General features: G+C 62.9%; 15 protein-coding genes. 8 read left to right on the top strand and 7 right to left on the bottom strand.

Annotation, left to right across the window (positions count from 1 at the left end; all coding sequences use genetic code 11):
• Nucleotides 1-33 precede the first annotated feature (33 nt).
• Nucleotides 34-690 (top strand): ABC-type transport auxiliary lipoprotein family protein, encoded by a 657-nt coding sequence (locus tag NKH21_RS11730; protein WP_352666609.1) that lies wholly within the window; start codon nt 34-36, stop codon nt 688-690.
• A 41-nt stretch (nt 691-731) separates the two neighbouring features.
• Here the strand turns inward: NKH21_RS11730 and NKH21_RS11725 are convergent, their stop codons facing one another.
• Together NKH21_RS11725 and NKH21_RS11720 are read right to left on the bottom strand one after the other, a co-directional pair.
• Nucleotides 732-917, bottom strand: a complete 186-nt coding sequence (locus NKH21_RS11725) for a macro domain-containing protein (protein ID WP_352666486.1) — start codon at nt 915-917, stop codon at nt 732-734.
• 211 nt (nt 918-1,128) lie between these two features.
• Nucleotides 1,129-7,710 (bottom strand): apolipoprotein A-IV repeat region-like domain-containing protein, encoded by a 6,582-nt coding sequence (locus NKH21_RS11720; protein ID WP_352865018.1) that lies wholly within the window; start codon nt 7,708-7,710, stop codon nt 1,129-1,131.
• Nucleotides 7,711-7,994: 284 nt separating this feature from the next.
• On the opposite strand from NKH21_RS11720, the gene NKH21_RS11715 reads away from it, so the two are divergent.
• The 3 genes from NKH21_RS11715 to NKH21_RS11705 all read left to right on the top strand — a co-directional run bounded on the left by NKH21_RS11715 (nt 7,995) and on the right by NKH21_RS11705 (nt 9,892).
• Nucleotides 7,995-8,363 carry an Hpt domain-containing protein gene (locus tag NKH21_RS11715; RefSeq protein WP_292660938.1) on the top strand — a complete coding sequence of 123 codons (369 nt, stop codon included), beginning with the start codon at nt 7,995-7,997 and terminating at the stop codon, nt 8,361-8,363.
• A gap of 97 nt (nt 8,364-8,460) precedes the next feature.
• Nucleotides 8,461-8,781 carry a 2Fe-2S iron-sulfur cluster-binding protein gene (locus NKH21_RS11710; protein WP_023674833.1) on the top strand — a complete coding sequence of 107 codons (321 nt, stop codon included), beginning with the start codon at nt 8,461-8,463 and terminating at the stop codon, nt 8,779-8,781.
• Between the two features lie 82 nt (nt 8,782-8,863).
• Nucleotides 8,864-9,892: an NAD(P)/FAD-dependent oxidoreductase gene (locus NKH21_RS11705; protein ID WP_352865015.1), complete on the top strand. Its 1,029-nt coding sequence runs from the start codon at nt 8,864-8,866 to the stop codon at nt 9,890-9,892.
• Nucleotides 9,893-9,919: 27 nt separating this feature from the next.
• Here NKH21_RS11705 and NKH21_RS11700 read toward each other — a convergent pair whose 3' ends face one another.
• Both NKH21_RS11700 and NKH21_RS11695 read right to left on the bottom strand, forming a co-directional pair.
• On the bottom strand, nt 9,920-11,401 hold the full coding sequence (locus NKH21_RS11700; RefSeq protein WP_352666489.1) for an MDR family MFS transporter: 1,482 nt from the start codon (nt 11,399-11,401) through the stop codon (nt 9,920-9,922).
• A gap of 201 nt (nt 11,402-11,602) precedes the next feature.
• Nucleotides 11,603-12,220, bottom strand: coding sequence for a DUF922 domain-containing Zn-dependent protease (locus NKH21_RS11695; RefSeq protein WP_352666491.1), 618 nt, complete (start codon nt 12,218-12,220; stop codon nt 11,603-11,605).
• A gap of 96 nt (nt 12,221-12,316) precedes the next feature.
• Between NKH21_RS11695 and folP the strand changes: the two genes are divergently transcribed.
• The 3 genes from folP to folK are packed head-to-tail and all read left to right on the top strand — an operon-like array spanning nt 12,317 to nt 14,033.
• Nucleotides 12,317-13,162 carry a dihydropteroate synthase gene (gene folP / locus NKH21_RS11690; protein WP_352666492.1) on the top strand — a complete coding sequence of 282 codons (846 nt, stop codon included), beginning with the start codon at nt 12,317-12,319 and terminating at the stop codon, nt 13,160-13,162.
• Nucleotides 13,163-13,165: 3 nt separating this feature from the next.
• Nucleotides 13,166-13,525, top strand: coding sequence for a dihydroneopterin aldolase (gene folB / locus NKH21_RS11685; RefSeq protein ID WP_023674838.1), 360 nt, complete (start codon nt 13,166-13,168; stop codon nt 13,523-13,525).
• Nucleotides 13,509-14,033, top strand: coding sequence for a 2-amino-4-hydroxy-6-hydroxymethyldihydropteridine diphosphokinase (folK, locus tag NKH21_RS11680; RefSeq protein ID WP_352666494.1), 525 nt, complete (start codon nt 13,509-13,511; stop codon nt 14,031-14,033). Before folB ends, folK begins: the two co-directional genes overlap by 17 nt.
• Before the next feature lie 24 nt (nt 14,034-14,057).
• Here the strand turns inward: folK and NKH21_RS11675 are convergent, their stop codons facing one another.
• On the bottom strand, nt 14,058-14,609 hold the full coding sequence (locus tag NKH21_RS11675; RefSeq protein WP_502903419.1) for a DUF924 family protein: 552 nt from the start codon (nt 14,607-14,609) through the stop codon (nt 14,058-14,060).
• A 17-nt stretch (nt 14,610-14,626) separates the two neighbouring features.
• Complete coding sequence (locus tag NKH21_RS11670) at nt 14,627-16,462, bottom strand: monovalent cation:proton antiporter-2 (CPA2) family protein (RefSeq protein ID WP_352865010.1); 1,836 nt, start codon at nt 16,460-16,462, stop codon at nt 14,627-14,629.
• 229 nt (nt 16,463-16,691) lie between these two features.
• Between NKH21_RS11670 and NKH21_RS11665 the strand changes: the two genes are divergently transcribed.
• The gene (locus tag NKH21_RS11665) at nt 16,692-16,958 is read left to right on the top strand and encodes a hypothetical protein (RefSeq protein WP_352491603.1); all 267 of its coding nucleotides are present in this window, start codon (nt 16,692-16,694) and stop codon (nt 16,956-16,958) included.
• Nucleotides 16,959-17,021: 63 nt separating this feature from the next.
• Here NKH21_RS11665 and NKH21_RS11660 read toward each other — a convergent pair whose 3' ends face one another.
• Nucleotides 17,022-17,576: a hypothetical protein gene (locus tag NKH21_RS11660; protein WP_352666495.1), complete on the bottom strand. Its 555-nt coding sequence runs from the start codon at nt 17,574-17,576 to the stop codon at nt 17,022-17,024.
• Nucleotides 17,577-17,618 lie beyond the last annotated feature (42 nt).

Below are 17,618 nucleotides of genomic sequence, written 5' to 3'. Positions count from 1 at the left end.
GATCCCCGACCACCGCAAGAACATAGCTTGCAGATGCGCGTTGTTTCCACGATCCGGGGGGGATCGCGTTTGAAGTCGATCAGTTCAGGCAGCATCACATCGGGTGGGTCTAAGGTTGGGGCGGTGTTGCTGGCGCTTTCGCTTGCAAGCTGCGCGGCCTTGCCGGGCGGCGGACCGGCGCCGTTGGATACGTTCGAGCTTTCGGCGCCGTCGCTGGAAGCGCGTGCCCACAGCCGTCGCCAGATCCTCATCGCCCAGCCATCGGCGCTCAAGGCGCTGGATAGCCAGAACATCGTCATCAAGCCATCGCCGCGATCGATCCAGTATCTCAAGGGCGCGCAATGGGCCGACCGGCTGCCGATGATCGTACAGGCGCGGCTGGCAGAGACGTTCCAGCGCTCGGGCAGCTTCACCGGCGTCGGCAAGCCAGGCGAGGGGCTGGCGATCGACTATCAGGTGATCGTCGAGATCCGCTCGTTCGAGGTGCGTGTCGATGGCGGCCAACATGCCGAGGTCGAGCTGTTCGTGCGCCTGTTGAACGACCGCAACGGTGAAGTGCGCGCTTCGAAGACGTTTAGCGCCATCGCGCCCGTTTCGGGCAATGGCAACCAGGCCTATGTCGGCGCGCTCGATGCCGCGTTCGGCGATGCGGCCGGGCAAATCGTCCGCTGGACCGACACTGTGATCTAAACCGGGCTAGCTGCTATGAAGCGGCCAAAGACCGAAGCAACTCACGGAGCATATTCGACGAGCGTGTGATCTTCGCCCGCAAGCTCGTCATCGATGATTGAGCCTATGATTTCCCAATCACCTCCAGCCAGCCCCGCGCCAATTTTCGGGTAGCCGATTCTTTTGCCCGCGAATCTGCCTTTGACTGCCTGCATGACTTTTCGGATTGCCTGGTAGTCAGCCTTCACGCCTTTGCCCTGCCAATGGAACTGAGAACGTTCCGTCGAGCGCAAGCTGAAGTAGATCGCCGCGAATTGTCTGCATTGCACGACATCCCGGCCTCAACTCCTGCGCGTAAACATCCGACCAGATCAGATGATTTGCGCAGTGGGACAATCTTTTCAATATCGGGTCTAAACTGAAAGGGCAGAACGCCCTTCCAGTTTTCCTGTCGCCCGCTTAGTGCAGGCGGCCGCTGGCGTGGGCCAGCATGGTGTAGACCTTGCCGGTATCCGAAGTCAGGTAGGTCTGTGCCATGATGTTGTCGCGGTCGTTGCGCGACACGTCCTTGAGCAGCTTTTCGAAATCGTCGCAGTAACGATCGACAGCAGCGCGGAACTCCGCCTCCGACTGATACTTGCGGCGGATCTCGTCGAACGTCTGCTGGCCCTTCAGCGTGTAAAGACGGCGCGTGAAGACGTCGCGCTCGCCGCGCCGGTAGCGGTTCCACAGCTCGATCGAGGCATCGTGATCGATGGCGCGGGCGATATCGACAGAGAGTGAGTTCAGCGATTCCACGACATGAAGCGGCGAACGCGCAGCGGGAGCCGGGCGCGGCGCTTCGGCAGCCGCCGCCGGTTTGGCGTCGTCTTCGCGCGATGCACCGGTCAGGAGGTCGCGCACCCAGCCGCCCTGCGGCGTACGGCCGTTGGGGTCGCGCTGGCGCGGCGCTTGGTCCGCGGGACGTTCGAGGTCGAGCGTGCCGCGTAGCGCCGTCTCGCCCGAAGGCGCCTGCGGCGGACGGCGCTGTTCGGGAGCCGGAGCCGGGCGACGTGGCGGTTCAGCAGCGCGTGCGGCAGGCGCTTGCGGCGCCGGACGCAGGTTGCGCTGTTCCGAGCTGTCGGTGCTGCGGCCAGATTTGGCAACGATTTCAGAAAGTTCCTTCAGCGCGTTGATCTGCTCGGAAACGGCACGGCGGATAGCCGTGGTTGATTCCTTTGCCTCTTCCGGCATCTCGATGACGCCTTTCTTAAGCTCGGCTCGGGTGAGGTCGAGCTCGCTCTTGATCGAGCCGGCGGTGCGCCGCATCTCCTCGGTCGCATCGGCAAAGCGCTTGGTGGCCGAATCGACCACTTCGGAAATCGCGGTACGGATCTTGTCGGCGGACTCCAGCGTCTTGCCTTCGGCGTTCTGCAGCGTCTGGCCGACCAGATTCTCGAACGAGCGCATGACCCTTTCGAGATCTTCCGACTTCTTGACAAGGCCGACGGCGAGGTCCTCCAGCGACGATTGCCTTTCGAGCGTGTGCTCGAGATTGCTCTGGGCCGAGCTCAACAGGTCCGAGGCACTGGAAAGCAACCGGCTGTGCTCGTCGAACTTGGTCGCGATTGAAGCAACCTCGCGCAAGGTCGACGACGACAGCTCGGTGAGCCGCGTCGTGTTCGAATCGACCAGACGCGCCGAACTGGCGAAGGTCTGCGCGGTCTTTTCCGTGGTCGCCGCGAAGCTTTGCGTGCTGCCGGTCAGGCGTTCGTCGACCTGGCCGAGATTGGTCGCCGCCTGCTCGATCAACTGACCGAGCTGCGAGCTGGAGGTGGTCATGCGGCCGATGAGGTCGGCAACGCTGTCGGCAAGCGTCGAGCGCGCACCTTCGACGGCCGACAGAGTTTCGGCCGTACGGCTGGCGAGGGCGTCGACGAGGGCAGCGTTTTGAGTGCGCAGCTTCTCGGTCGCACGTTCGGTGACCTCTTCCATGCTCTTTTGCAGCTCGGAGCCGCCCTGGGCGAAGCGCTCGACCAGAGGCCGTGCCGTCTCGTCCAGGATTTTCGATATTTCGGCCGAACGTGCCGCAAGCATCGTACTGAGCTCGCGAGTATTGGCACCGATGGTCTTTGCAGCGTCGTTGGTGCTCTGGCCGATATGCTGGCCGACCGCGGTGAAGGTTTCGGCGATCGTGTTGGCACGCGAGACCAGCTGCGCCTCGGCATTCGAAACCTGTTCGTTGAGCTTTTGGCCCATTGTCTCGGCGGAGTAGGCGAGGCGGTTCTCGACGCTGGCGACCTGCTCCTCGACGCGGGCGGCTGTAACAGCAGCACTCGATGCCAGGCGTTCGTCGGCACCGGCAAGCACCTGCTCGATCTCACGGGCATGGACGGCGAGTTCCTGGCCAGTCTGCCTGGCGCGTTCGGCAACCCGCTGCTCGGTGCTGGTGAAGGCGCCGACAATGGTGTCGGCATGTTCGCCGATGGCGGTGCTGCTGTCGGCGATACGGGACACCAGGCGATGATCCGCCTCCTCGAAGATGCGGCCGATCTCGGACGCGCGGGCCGAAAGTGCTTCGGACCCTTCTGCAATGCGCGAGATAAGTTGCTGGTCGGCGGCATCGAAAATGCGACCGAGGTCCGACGCGCGTGCCGCGAGAGCTTCGGCGGATTCGCCGATGCGCACGCCCAGCCGCTCGTCGGCTGTTTCGAAATTGCGCAGGATGTCGCCGGCACGTGCAGCCAGCGACTGGGCCGTTTCGATGGCGCGAGAGACCAGCCTATGGTCCGCCGCGTCGAAGGTGCCGGCAATCTCACTTGCTCTGGCTGCCAGCTGATCGGCCGTCTCCTGGGCACGCGCAAGCAAGGTGTTCGACGTGTCGTCGACGCGGGCAATCAGTGCGCTCGACGTATCCTCGGCGCGCGCGGCGAGGCGACGATCCGCCTCTTCAAAGGTGCGGGCGATGTCCTCCGCCCTGGCGAGCAGGGCCGCCGAGGTCTGCTCGGCGCGCTCGGCGATCTTGCGGTCGGCATCGCTGAATGCCGCGCCCGCCTGCTCATGCAGTGCGCTGGTGACTTCCATGACCTTTTCGCGCAGCGCCCCGGCGACGAAGACCGCGCTTCTTTCGAGCACACTGCGAACGTTGTCGACACCCGTCGACAGCGCCCGCTCCATGGTGCTGGCGCGCTCCTCGATGACGCCTGTCTGCCGGCTGAACACCTGCTCGATCTTTTCTACGTCGGCAGCGATTGCATCGGAGATGTCGGTGCTCCTGGCGGCGATCTGGTCGATATGGCCGGACAGCGAACGGTCGACATCCTTGCGCGTTTCGGCGAGCCTGGAGAGATCGTCCTGCAATGCGCGGGTCAGCATGTCGCGGCCCTCGCTCAGCTTGCCGACATGACCGGCGACGATCTCGTCGACCTCGCTGCGGCTCACTGCAAGCCTTTCCAGGTCGGCTTCCAACGCGCGCCTGAGGATGTCGCGGCCTTCCGCCAGTTTCTCGACCTGGCCGGCGACCAGCCCATCGATGCTCGAGCGGCTTTCGGCCAGCTTGGCGAGATCGTCCTCGAGCGCCTTCGACAGGGTCGAGCGGTCCTGGACGAGCTTCTCTGCGTGGGTTGCGACAAGGCTGTTGACGTTACCGAGATCGGCTTCCAGCGCACGCGAAAACTGCGCGCGATTATCAGTCAATAGCTGCGATTGGTCGGCGATGGCGCCCCTGATCGTGTTGAGATCCGCCTCCAAGGCGCGCTTGAGGATGTCGCGGCCTTCGGCCAGTTTCTCGACCTGGCCGGAAACCAGTCCGTCGATGCTCGAGCGGCTTTCGGCCAGCTTGGCAAGGTCGTCTTCCAGCGCCTTGGTCAAGGTTGAGCGATCTTCCGCCAGTTTCTCGGACTGGCCCGCAATAACATCCTTGATGGTCTTGAGATCGGCCTCCAAAGCGCGCTTGAGAATGTCGCGGCCTTCGGCCAGTTTCTCAACTTGGCCGGAAACCAGTCCGTCGATGCTCGAGCGGCTTTCGGCCAGCTTGGCAAGATCGTCTTCCAGCGCGCGCTTCAGGATGTCGCGACCCTCGGCCAGCTTCTCGACCTGGCCGGAGACCAGCCCGTCGATGCTCGACCGGCTCTCTGCCAGCCTGGCGAGATCGTCCTCGAGCGCCTTCGACAGGGCCGAACGGTCCTCGGCGAGCTTGTTCATATGATCGGAGACGACGCCCCGCACGGCCTCGAGATCGGTCTCCAGTGCCCGCGACAGCTGACCGCGATCCTCCGCCAGCTTCTCGGATTGACTGGCGATGACACTCTTGACGGTGCTCAGATCGGCTTCGAGCGCGCGCTTGAGGATGTCGCGGCCTTCTGCCAGCTTTTCGACCTGGCCGGCAACCATCACATCGATGCTCGAGCGGCTTTCGGCCAATTTGGCGAGATCGTCTTCGAGCGCCTTCGAAAGGGTCGAACGGTCCTCTGTGAGCTTGTTCATGTGATCGGAGACAACGCCCCGCACAGTCTCCAGGTCGCTCTCCAGTGCCCGTGACAGCTGGCCACGGTCTTCCGCCAGCTTTTCGGACTGGCTGGCGATGACGCCCTTGACCGCGTTCAGGTCCGATTCAAGCGCGCGCTTGAGGATGTCGCGGCCTTCGGCCAGCTTCTCGACCTGGCCGGCAACCAGCCCATCGATGCTCGACCGGCTTTCCGCCAACTTGGCAAGATCGTCTTCAAGCGTCTTCGAGAGCAGGCTGCGGTCATCGGCGAGCCTGCCAGAATGATCGGCGATCAGGCTCCTGATGTCGGACAGGTCGTTATCGAGCGACTGGGAAAGGCCGCTGCGGTCTTGCGCCAATTTGGCCGAATGCGCCTCGATGAGGCCATTGATGCCGGCGATGTCGGCTTCCAGCGCACTGGCGAGTATGGCGCGGCCCTCGGCGATCTTTTCGACTTGACCGGCGACTAGGCCGTCGATGCTGGCGCGACTCTCTGCCAGCTTGCCGAGGTCGGCCTCGAGCGCGCGCGAAAGGATGCTGCGGCCTTCGGCGAGCTTGCCGACGTGCCCGGCAACCATTTCATCAATTATCGTACGAGCTTGCACGAGTTTTCCAGAGTCTTCGTTCAAGGCCTGGGCAAGCCTGTTGCGACCCTCTTCAAGGCTTTCGAGATGGCTGCCCAGCGAAGCGTCGATCGCTGCGCGCGATTCGTTGACCTTGCGCAGATCCTCCTCAAGGGCACGCGAGATAAGGCTGCGGCCTTCGGCAAGCTTCTGCACCTGGTTGGCCACCGCTGCGTCGATTTCGGCGCGACCCTCGGCGAACTTCGCCAGATCGGCCTGCATTGCCGCCGCCATCCGGTCGCGGCTTTCGGAAAGCTTGTGGCTGTGGTTTTCGACGGCTTCCTCGATGCCGGCGCGAGCCTCGGCAAGCCGCTGGATGTCCGTATCGAACGAACGCGATACGACATGGCGCGCCGCCTCCATGCGCCCGGCGAAATCGCCGGCGCGGGCCTCAAGCATCGTCGAGGTCGATGAAATGATGTCGGCCATGTCGGCGCCGATCTGGGTCTTGCCCTGATCGATCATTGCCGACAGCGTCTCCTTGCTATCCTGGAAGGTGTGGGCGATTTCGCGCGCGCGCTCGACCAGCGTCTCGTTGATCTGGCGTGCGCGAGCCTCCAGCGCGGCGTTGAGCTTCTGCGTACCGGTGTCGAGCGCCTCGGCGCGGGTCTGGAATTCGCTGATCAGCGCCTGGCCACGTTCGGCAAGCGTCCGCTCGATGCCGTTGAGGCTGGCTTCGAATTCGGAATTAAGTGTGCGGGCAGCACCGCCGAGCAGCGACACCATGCCGCTCGTGCGGTCGTCGAGCAGGTCGGTCAGCGACCGCGTCAGGCCATCGGTGGTGTCCGTCAGCTTGGCGATGCGGGTGTCGAGCAGGCTGGCGAAGGCCTCGCCCGACGTCGACAGCCGATCGGTGATCGATTCGAGCCGGCCTTCCACCGAATCGAAGATCGACATCGAGCTTCCGTTGATCCTGTCGATCAGCGTGTCGCCGGATTCATTGATCGTCATCGACAGCTTGGTCGAGGCGTTGAGAATGCTGTCGCGAATGATATCGCTGGCGGCGTTGATCTCGTCTTTCAGCGTCTCGTGGGCGCCGGTGATCGAGGCGCGCACGCGCTCGGCATGGGTGACGACCGCTTCGCGCTCACTGCCCAGCCCGTCGACCAGCGAGCGGATGCGGGACTCGTTCTCCGAATAGGAGCGCTCGATCTGGTTCACCTCGCTGTGAACCAGCGTTTCGAGCTCGACGGCACGCGCAAGCGTGCGTTCGATGCCTTCGCCCATGGCCGCCACCTCGCGGCGAACCGCTTGGCCGATCATCATGACGCGATCTTGGGCAAGATTTTCCGGCTCGGCCAGACGGAAGGCCACCTCGGTCATCGACTGCGCGGCAAGGCGCATCTCCTGAGCGCGGCGAATCATCACTGCGAATGCCCAGAACAGGATGACGGGCACGATTGCCGCGACCGCCAGGCCGATCAGTTCGGGACGGGCGAAAAACTGATCGAAGGTGCGGATGTTCCAGATGCCAGGTCCGAACAACAGGTTCGCAAGGCCGCCGGCGCCGGCGATCCAGGCCAGCGAAACGAAAGCCACGACCCAATAGATCGTGTTCGAGGCGCGCCGATTGAGGGTGTGCAGGAGCGTCTTATAGTCTTTTTGACGATCGTCGTTGGCCGGCGAGAAAGCTGCCGGCTGCGAGCCATTGCGCGTTGCGACAGGACGCAACTCAGCCGGCTTGGCCTTTGGCGCGGAATTTGCGTTCTGGCTTTGATTGGCGGCTGGTGCCGCGTTCTGGGGCTGGTCCGGGGCAGGCGGTTCGTTCTGGCTGCGACCTTCGCGCGCCAGCTCGTCGGCGGCTTGCGATATTTGCGCTTCCAGATCTTCCATGGATGCCGCCATGTCGAAGTCGCCGCCGGCATCGCCGCTCAGATCGATATCAAGTGCCTTTTCGAGTTCCCTGGCTACGTCGCTGTCGAGCGTTCTTGTCGTCGTTGGTTTCTTCGCCATGCCTTCGCTACCCTGTACAAGCTGCGGCGGGACTTATGGTTCTGCTTATTGATTCTGCCTAGCGTGTCCCGCGCAGGAGGCTGAAAATGGACCTGTCGTATCGTAATGACACAGCCGGGTAAAGAAAACATGCATTCCGGCCGATACGTAAAACTTTAAATATAAGGTTAACACAGCCGTGATTCCGGCGCCGTTATCGCGACATTTTTCCGGGCCAATCATTAACCCGTTGTCCACTGGATACGCCTATTTTTGCGGCGGTCGAAGAGCGGAGTCTCAAAGTGATACGTGGCGAAAACGGCATTGCCTTCTCGATGCCCGGCGGCGACGTGTCGGGAACGGCCGGGGCGCGGCCGATCGACCTGGCGCATCTTGCGCGCCAGACGATGGGCGATCGGAGCCTCGAGCAGGAGGTGCTGGCTCTGTTCGTGCAGCAGGCGTTGTCGGTGCGCGACAAGATCGTCGATGCGGATGTTAGACAGCGGCTGCTATTGGCACACGGGCTCAAAGGCTCGGCGCGCGGGGTCGGCGCCTTTGCCATTGCCGATTGCGCCAGCGCGATCGAATGCCGGCCAGAAGACGCCAGCACGCTGAAGCGGCTTGGCTCGCTGATCGAAGAAGTGCGGGATTTCGTCGCCGCCATCAGCCGATAGGACTTATCTCCAAAACGCCACGCAGCGGCGCTTTCGCGCCGCAGTTGACTTGTCCGGCAGAGTGATTATGTCGGCTCAGACTCCCTTCAGGTGACAAATGACCAAGCTGACCTTCATCGCCCATGACGGCACGCATTTTGACGTGGATGCCGAAAACGGCTCGACCGTCATGGAAAATGCGATCCGCAATGCGGTGCCGGGAATAGAAGCGGAATGCGGCGGCGCCTGCGCCTGCGCGACCTGCCATGTTTATGTCGACGAAGCCTGGACGGCGGAGGTCGGCGAGCCGGAAGCCATGGAAGAGGACATGCTGGATTTCGCCTACGAGGTCCAGCCGAACTCACGGCTGTCATGTCAGATCAAGGTGCGCGACGCCCTCGACGGGCTGGTCGTGCGCGTGCCGGCCCGCCAGGGCTGATGCCGATTTTTGCCGCTGCCGCTTGGCAGCGGGCCAATGGTCATGCAGTGTCGCGCCGTTTTCCCATAAAGGCGCATGCTTCATGACTGCTATCACCAAGCCGGACGTACTCATTGTCGGGGCAGGGCCAGTCGGCCTGTTTGCGGTATTCGAGCTCGGCCTCTTCGACATGAAGTGCCATCTGATCGACATACTCGACCGGCCCGGCGGGCAGTGCGCCGAACTCTACCCGGAAAAGCCGATCTACGACATTCCGGGCTGGCCCTCGATCTCGGCGCAAGGTCTGGTCGACAAGCTGCTTGAGCAGATCGCGCCGTTCAAGCCCGAATTCACCTATAACCGCATGGTTTCGAGCCTGGAAAGACTGGAGGACGGCAGCTTCCGCGTCACTTCCGACGAAAACGAGGTGTTCGAAGCCAAAATTGTTGTGATCGCCGCTGGCGGCGGCTCTTTCCAGCCGAAGCGGCCGCCGATTCCGGGCATCGAACCCTATGAAGGCAAGAGCGTGTTCTACTCGGTGCGCCGGATGGAGGACTTTCGCGGCCATGACCTCGTCATCGTCGGCGGCGGCGATTCGGCGCTCGACTGGACGCTGAATCTGCAGCCGGTGGCCAAGAGCGTGACGCTGGTGCACCGGCGGCCCGAATTCCGTGCAGCGCCCGACAGCGTCAACAAGATGTATGCCATGCAGGAGATGAAGCAGCTGGAATTCCAGGTCGGACAGGTGACCGGCCTGACCGGCGCCGACGGCCATCTCGCCTCCGCCATCATCAAAGGGCCGGAGGGCGATATCGAAGTGCCGTGTACGCGGATGCTGCCGTTTTTCGGCCTGACGATGAAGCTCGGCCCAATCGCCGAATGGGGCCTCAATCTCCACGAGAACCTGATCCCGGTCGACACCGAAAAATTCCAGACGTCGGTGCCCGGCATCTTCGCCGTCGGCGACATCAACTGGTATCCCGGCAAGCTGAAGCTGATCCTGTCGGGTTTCCATGAGGTCGCCTTGATGGCGCAAGCAGCCAAGCGCATCGTCAGCCCCGGCGAGCGCATTGTATTCCAGTATACGACCTCGTCGACCAGTCTGCACAAGAAGCTCGGCGTGCTCGACTGAACCTCGCTATACGCTCGTCGGGCCGGTCTACTCCGCCAGGGCTGGGGCCACAGCCTCGGCATGGCCGCGAAGCGTTTTTTCCGGCATCAGCCAGAGCGTGATGAACGACAACAGCAAGGTCGCGGCCGCGGCAAGAAAGATCATCACGAACGGCATGGCCGAGGCGATATGGCCGGCCGGCTGCGTGCCTTCGCTGGCCAGCGGCAGCCCATAACCAAGGGCGACGGCACCGAGCATAGCGACGCCAAGCGCGCTGCCCAGCGAGCGCAGGAACGTGAGCACGCCGGTCGCCACGCCAAGGTGCATACGATCGACGGCGTTCTGGACCGAGACAGTGGCAACCGGAAAGGTCGTGCCTGTGCCCAGCCCTATGCAGGTCGTCAACACCTCGACAAGCAATAGCGAGGCATGCCCGGCGACCAGGCTGAGCACGCCGAGGCACAGGATCGAGAAAACAGTTCCGATCATGGCGATGCGCTTATAGTGGAAAAAGCGCGGGATCATTCGCGCGCTGAATGTCGCACCGGCCACCGTGCCGAGCATCAGCCCAAGCAATGCGGTGCCCGATTCGCTGACCGACAGGCCGACGACCGATTGCAGGTAGACCGGCAGATAGACCGATAAGCCGACATTGGCGGCCTGCAGCAGGAACATCGACAGCGTGCCGGCGAGAACGATCGGATTGCCGAGCACTTCGAGCGAGATCAGCGGTTCGGCCGCGCGCATCAGCCGCAGCGCGAACGCGCTCCAGAACACCGCCGAGCAGGCGAGCAGTCCAAGGATTTCAGGCGACAGCCACCGATACTCGCTGCCGCCCCAGTTCAAGGCAAGCAGCAGCAGCGAGGTGGCCGCGACCAGAAGCAGCGCGCCGAGGCCGTCGATGCGGTGATGTTTTGCGGCGATCGGCAGCTTCTTGAGCGGGTTGTTGATGATCGCCATCGCTAGCAGGCCGAGCGGAATGTTGATCCAGAAGATCAGCGACCAATGCAGATGTTCGGCGAAGGTGCCGCCGAGCAGCGGCCCGGCGATGCTGGCGACAGCCCAGGTGCCTGAGATCCAGGCGGCGTAGCGAGCTCGCTCGCGCGGCGGCACGAGGTCGCCGATCACGGTCTGCGTCAGGGCGAAAAGACCGCCGCCACCGGCGCCCTGGATCGCCCGGCCGACAACCAGGACCAGCATGTTGGGCGCCGTGGCGCTAACCAGCGACCCGGCGAGAAAGATCAGGATTGCAGCATAGACGGTCGGCCGGCGACCATAAATGTCGGAGATCTTGCCGTAGAGCGGCGCCACGGCGGTCGCGGTCAGCAGATAGCCGGTCACGATCCATGGCAGATATTCGGCATGCCCGAGCAGACGTGCCATCGTCGGCATCGCCGGCGCAACGATGGTCTGGTCGAGCGCCGCCAGCAGCATCGACAAAAGCACGCCGCCGATGATGGCGTTTTTCTCGGTTTCGGTCAGCGGCGCGCTGGTTTCCACCATCGCTTGCTTGTCGACAGCCTGGTCCATATCTGTTCATCCATTATGCCTGCGTGCACTTCCGCGACGGGCTGGGAAGCATCCAGTACGCCGATTGGCGTTTGCCGGAGGCTGATCCCTGCGAACCTGGCATATGTCGTTCGCTATAGGCCGATTTCGACAGCGGCTCGAAAGTTTTCCGAAGCTGGCACTATGTTTCGGCAAAATTGGCTTTGTCCAACGACGCGGAGTTCAGCCGGGTGCGAGCCGGCCGTTCTCAACGCGCTCGATGCGATAGTGCAGAAGCCGCAGGATGCGGCTTTGGAAATTGACGCTTTCCACACGATCGAAGCGCATCTGGTCCTGGTCGTGCTTGGCGAGCATGGCCGCCGTGATTTTCGCGGCCTTGGCTTTGGCCAGTTCGCAGGTGTTTTCCGGGTAGCTCGCCTTCAAGGCGTCTTCGAGTTCGCGGCCATGGTTCTTGGCAATCTCGACGTGGCGTTCCTCATGGCGCTTGATGTCGGCGGACAACGTATCCCAGAACAGCCTGACGCCGGCATCGGCTTTGCGCGGGCGGCGCCACTGCGGAAGGATCACCTTGACCTTGACGGTGACGACAGCGTCGGCAATCCAGCACGAGCCCGGCTTCTGCGCATAGCTGACGCGGGTGGTGAACGCCATTTGGGTAGCGCCTGGATGCCGCGACCCGGTGCTTTTCACCTGAGGCCCGAGTTTCGACAGCTGGGTCTCGATGTCGTCGAGCGTCCTGCCGCCGATCGGGAAATAGCTATATGTCTTGACGAGAGTTGCAGCGCCGGCCGGGAATGCGGTCAGAGCGAGCATCAGGGCGCAGAGGAGGGATCGTTTCATCGTGTTGCCTCTTTGCCCACCTTGCTTTACCGCCGTCTCCGGCGCAACGGAATTGATCCCCGGCCACGCCGCGGGATCGAACATGGTTGATGGGCAATGATGACAGGGCGATGGCAGTTGGCGCACGGACGCCATCTCGACCTTGGCGGCAAGGCCGTGGTCGTCGGCATCCTCAACATCACGCCTGACAGTTTTTCCGACGGCGGCCTGTTCGATGTGCCGGAAAAAGCGGTGGCCCAGGCGCGCCGCATGGTGGAGGAGGGCGCCTCCGTCATCGACATCGGCGGAGAATCGACACGTCCCGGGGCGTCTGCGGTCTCCGCAAAGGAAGAGCAGGCCCGCATATTGCCGGTCATCGAGGCGCTCGCGACGTCTGGCGGAACGCTGATCTCGGTAGATACCTACCGCGAGGACACGGCCCGGCTTGCCGTCCAAGCCGGCGCGCATATCGTCAATGACGTCTGGGGCCTGCAGCGCGAACCGGGCATTGCCCGCGTCGCGGCGGAAACCGGCGCCGGGCTTGTCATCATGCACACGGGACGGGACCGGCAGAAACTGCCCGACGTGATTGCCGATCAGCTCTTCTTCCTCAGGAAGTCGCTGGAAATCGGGCGGCGGAGCGGTGTTGCCGACGACCATATCGTGCTCGATCCAGGCTTCGGCTTCGCCAAGGAGACGGCAGCGGAAAACCTTGACCTGATGGCACGGTTTTCCGAGCTTCGTGCGCTAGGTTTTCCACTGATGGCCGGCACATCGCGAAAGCGCTTTATCGGCACCGTCACCGGCCGCGACGCAGCCGCAAGGGGCGCCGGAACCGCGGCCACCAGCGTCATCCTGAGGCTCAAAGGCGCGCATCTCTTTCGCGTCCACGATGTCGCAATCAACGTGGATGCGTTGGCCATCGCCGATGCTATGCTGGCACGTGAGATCGGGGAAAGCTGAGCCATGTATGTCATCCGCATGAAAAACTGCGCCTTCTTTGCCCGGCACGGTGTGCTGGACGAAGAAGAGACGCTCGGCCAGCGCTTTTATGTCGATGCGGCACTCACGGTGGATCCCGGGCGAGCGCTGGTCGAGGATTCCATCGAGGACACCGTCAATTACGGCATCGCTTTTGCGGTCATCGAGAAGATCATTACCGGCGAGCGGCGCTTTCTGATCGAAGCGCTGGCGCTCGAAGTGGCGAGGGCGCTGACGGCTCGGTTTCCGCAGATCAAAAAGGCCGAGATCACGGTGCGCAAGCCGAACGCTCCGGTGCCGGGTGTGCTCGATCATGTCGAGGTGACCGTTGTCTGGCCAGAATAGCAATAGCAGTAACACTGTCTATCTCAGCCTCGGCGGTAATCTCGGTGATCCGGCGAAGTCGATGGCTGCGGCACTGGGCATTCTGGATGCCGACGAGAGCACGCGCGTCGTTGCCGTTTCGTCGCTCTACCGGACGCCGCCCTGGGGCAAGCTCGATCAGCCGGATTTCCTCAACGCGGCGGCCGAAATCTCGACCGCGCTCGCGCCGCGGGCTTTGCTCGACCTTTGCCTCGACGCCGAGCGAAAACTGAAGCGGGTGCGCGAGGAGCGCTGGGGTCCACGCCTGATCGATATCGACATTCTGGTGTTCGGCGACCGCATCATCCACGAGACCGGACTGGAGGTGCCGCATCCGCGCATGCTGGAGCGCGCCTTCGTGCTGGCACCGCTGGCAGAAATTGCGCCGGAGCTTGTGGTCGACGGCAAGAGCGTGTCGGAGCGGCTGGCCGCCGTCGACACATCGGGCATTGAACGGCTGCCGTCGGGCCGGGATTGGTGGAAGGCTTAACGCTGCCGCCATCGATGCCCGAAGTCAGCCAGAAAACCCACCTCCGTCGAGGAACATTTGTTCGTCCGGTGTCGTCTCGCGGCCAAGCATCCTGTTTCGATGCGGAAAGCGGCCGAAGCGCTGGATGATGTCGCGATGCTCGATCGCATATTTCAGATAGGTCGGGGCTTTGGCGGCGGTAAGCTCCACCGATTTGAGCTGATCGGCGAGGTCCTCCGAATGCTCATAGGGCAGATAGAGAAAAACGCGGAGCTCTTCGTCGAGCGCCAGGTCATGGCCGGCAGCGATCGCCTTCCCGGCGAAATGCCGCGCCAGCGGGTCCGTGGCGTACATGTGGCCGGTGCCGCGAAAGCAGTTTCGCGGAAACTGGTCGAGCAGGATCATCAGTGCGAGCGACCCTTCCGCGTGTTCGGACCAGCCGTCGCATTCGCGGCGGGCGGCGGCAAAATGCAGATCGAGAAACCGGGTGCGGAAGTCGGCATCAAAGGCGTCGTTCTTCTCGAACCACGCGTCCTCCCCTGCGTCGCGCCAGAATCCGCTGACGGAGAGAGCGCGCTCGTCCAGTTCGTTCATCATTCGCGTCTTTCCAGGGTTTAATCGGCCGGCTCGGATTTCTGCAGCACGCCGGCGGTCTCTTCGTTGAGCGCCTGGCCCGCGCGCCGTGGCGTGCTGAGCGGCGTCGGGATGGGCGTGCCGATATTGCCTTTGAGGAAGCGCCGTCCGGCGCGGATGCCTTCGGCCTGTTGAAGTTCGAAACGGGCAGCGTCGCGGCGGCGGACGTCCTCGACTACCTCGGCGACCTCTTCCGGGTCGACGCCGAGAGCTTCCAGTGTCGAGCCGCCGAAGACAAGCGCCGATTCGAACGTCTCGCGGAGCTGATAGTCGACGCCGGCACGAATGAGCTGCAACGCCGTGCCGCGGTCGAAGGCCCGCGCCAGCACTGTCAGCAAGGGAAACTCCGCCTTGATCAGTTCCGCGATGCGCACGGCGGCATCGGGCTTGTCGACGCAGATCAGCACGGCGCGTGCGCGCCCGGCTCCCGCGGCACGCAGGATGTCAAGCCGCGTGCCATCGCCATAATAGACCTTGAAGCCGAAATCGGCTGCCGCCTGGATCATCTCGACCTCATTATCGATGATCGACACATCAATCCCGCGCAACAAAAGCGGCTGGCTTGCGATCTGGCCGAACCGGCCAAAGCCGATGATCAGCACGCTGCCGGTCAGGCCTTCGGCGACATCGACGCCTTCAAGCGACTGCTCGTCACGCGGTGTCAAATACCGCAGGGCTATGATTGCCAACGGCGTCAGCACCATGGAAATGATGACGATGGCGGTCAGCATCGCATTGGCCTGGCTGTCGATGATCCCGACCGCTGCCGCAGCGGAATAGAGGACGAAGGCGAATTCGCCGCCTTGCGCCATGAAGACCGCGCGCTCGAGCCCTTCCCGGTGGCCGGTTTTGAGGACGCGGGCGACGATATAGATGCCGATCGCTTTCATCACCATGTAGGCGACGACATAGATGGCAATGAGCTGCCAGTTGACGACGACCACATGCAGGTCAAGCGACATGCCGACGGCTAGGAAGAACAGCCCGAGCAGAATGCCGCGGAACGGTTCGATGTCGGCCTCCAGCTGGTGGCGGAAGGTCGATTCCGACAAAAGCACGCCGGCCAGGAAGGCGCCCATCGCCATCGACAGGCCGGAAAGCTGCATGGCGAGCGCTGACCCGAGAACGACCAGAAGGGCGGCAGCGGTCATCACCTCACGGGCGCGCGCATCCGCCAGGATACGAAAGAACGGATTGAGCAGATAGCGCCCGGCAAGCACCAGCCCGACGATCGCGGCGAGGCCGATGCCGACCTCCGTCAACCGATCCGACAGGCTCATATCGGCGCCGCCCGGCGCGAGGAAAGCGATCAGCGCCAGCAATGGCACGATGGCCAGGTCTTCCAAGAGCAGGATCGAGACGATGCGCTGGCCCTTGGGCGTGGCCAGTTCGCCGCGTTCTTCCAGCAATTGCATGACGATTGCCGTCGAGGTGAGCACGAAACCGGCGCCGGCGACGAAGGATTGCGCGATAGGAAAACCTCCCGCCAGCCCGACGCCGGTCAGCAGGACCGCGCAGACGCCGACCTGCAGCGCGCCAAGCCCGAAAATCTCGCGGCGCATGCCCCATAGCCGTGACGGCTGCATCTCCAGCCCGATGATGAACAGGAACATGACGACGCCGAGTTCGGCGACATGAAGGATGGCTTCCGATTCGGAAAAGATGCGCAGTCCGAACGGGCCGATCACGACGCCGGCCGTCAAATAGCCAAGGATGGAGCCAAGTCCGATGCGCCTGAAGATGGGTACCGCAACGACGCCGGCGGCAAGCAGCGCCACCACCTGGATCAGATCGCTGTTCGATGCCTCTGCCGCCATGCCTGCCATTCCGCTCTCTTGCAACAAGCGGCCAAGATAGGGGCTTCGGGGCGGATCGAACAGTGCGAATGCGGCGCATTGTGAAGGCGATATTGCAGGCGCACTGCACAGGATAATGGAGTGCCTGGCGTTGCTTGTTTCAGCGATCCGGCGCTAAGGACGCCCGGCTTCGGCCAGTGGAGGGTGAGCGACGATTAGGTCGCGGCCCTTTTTTGAGGAGATGACTGACATGAAGACGTTTTTGCTGGTTGCCGTTGGCATCGCGGCGCTTGCCGGCTCTGCCTGTTCGAAGGCACCCGAGTGCACGACCGAGATGCTGACCAAGAAGGCCCAGGACATGACTGCGGCACTTCAGGCTGCAATTACCAAGGATCCGGCCAAGGCAGCCGACCTCACGGCCAAGGTCCAGGCGGTCACAACCAAATATCAGGGCGGCACGACAGCGGCCGAGGCCTGCAAGGCCTACGACGACGTGATTGCCGCGATCAAGGGCTGAGCGCCCATTTGCATGTTAAAGAAGGCGGCGCCGTTTGGTTGCCGCCTTTTCTCACGCTGAAAGTCAGTTCGGAGTTATGGAGCCGACCTCGACTGCATCGATCCGCTTCAGCTTCATGCCGATGACCGGGACCAACTGCTGGTCGACGCGCACGGCGACGGTCACCGTCATCGAATTGTCGTCGGGGACAAGCGCCTGCATAACGCCGCGCAACTGATTGCGATTTATGGTGAAAACCACCTTGTGCGAATCGACGACATTGCCACCGATAATGTCGAGGCCGGAGCCGGCGGCCCCGCCCATAAAGCTGCCTTTGTATCCCTGCCGGCCCTTGTGTTCGATCGTTGCCGACATCTGCTGGGTGAACATGCCTACCCGGCAGCCGCCGTCGAGCGACATGCCGACCTTGCCGTCAGGCGTCGAGCCGATGAAGCTGCAGGTGAATTTCGTGCCCTTGTATTTGCCGGCAACGATTTCCCCGGGGCCGACCCATTTGCCTTCGACCGATCGAAAGAACTGCTTGTCCGGTTCCGCCGCCGAGGTCTTTCCGGCAATGCCGACGGTTGCGACAAGCGCGAGCGCCACGGGCAGCCCGCTGGACAGAATAACGCTTTTCATCGACGACACCCGGCAACAAAGAGACTGGTTTGGACGCTTCCG

This window comes from Mesorhizobium sp. M1329 (assembly GCF_040318035.1).
Lineage (GTDB): Bacteria > Pseudomonadota > Alphaproteobacteria > Rhizobiales > Rhizobiaceae > Mesorhizobium.
This window is presented reverse-complemented; position numbering and strand designations above follow the sequence as displayed.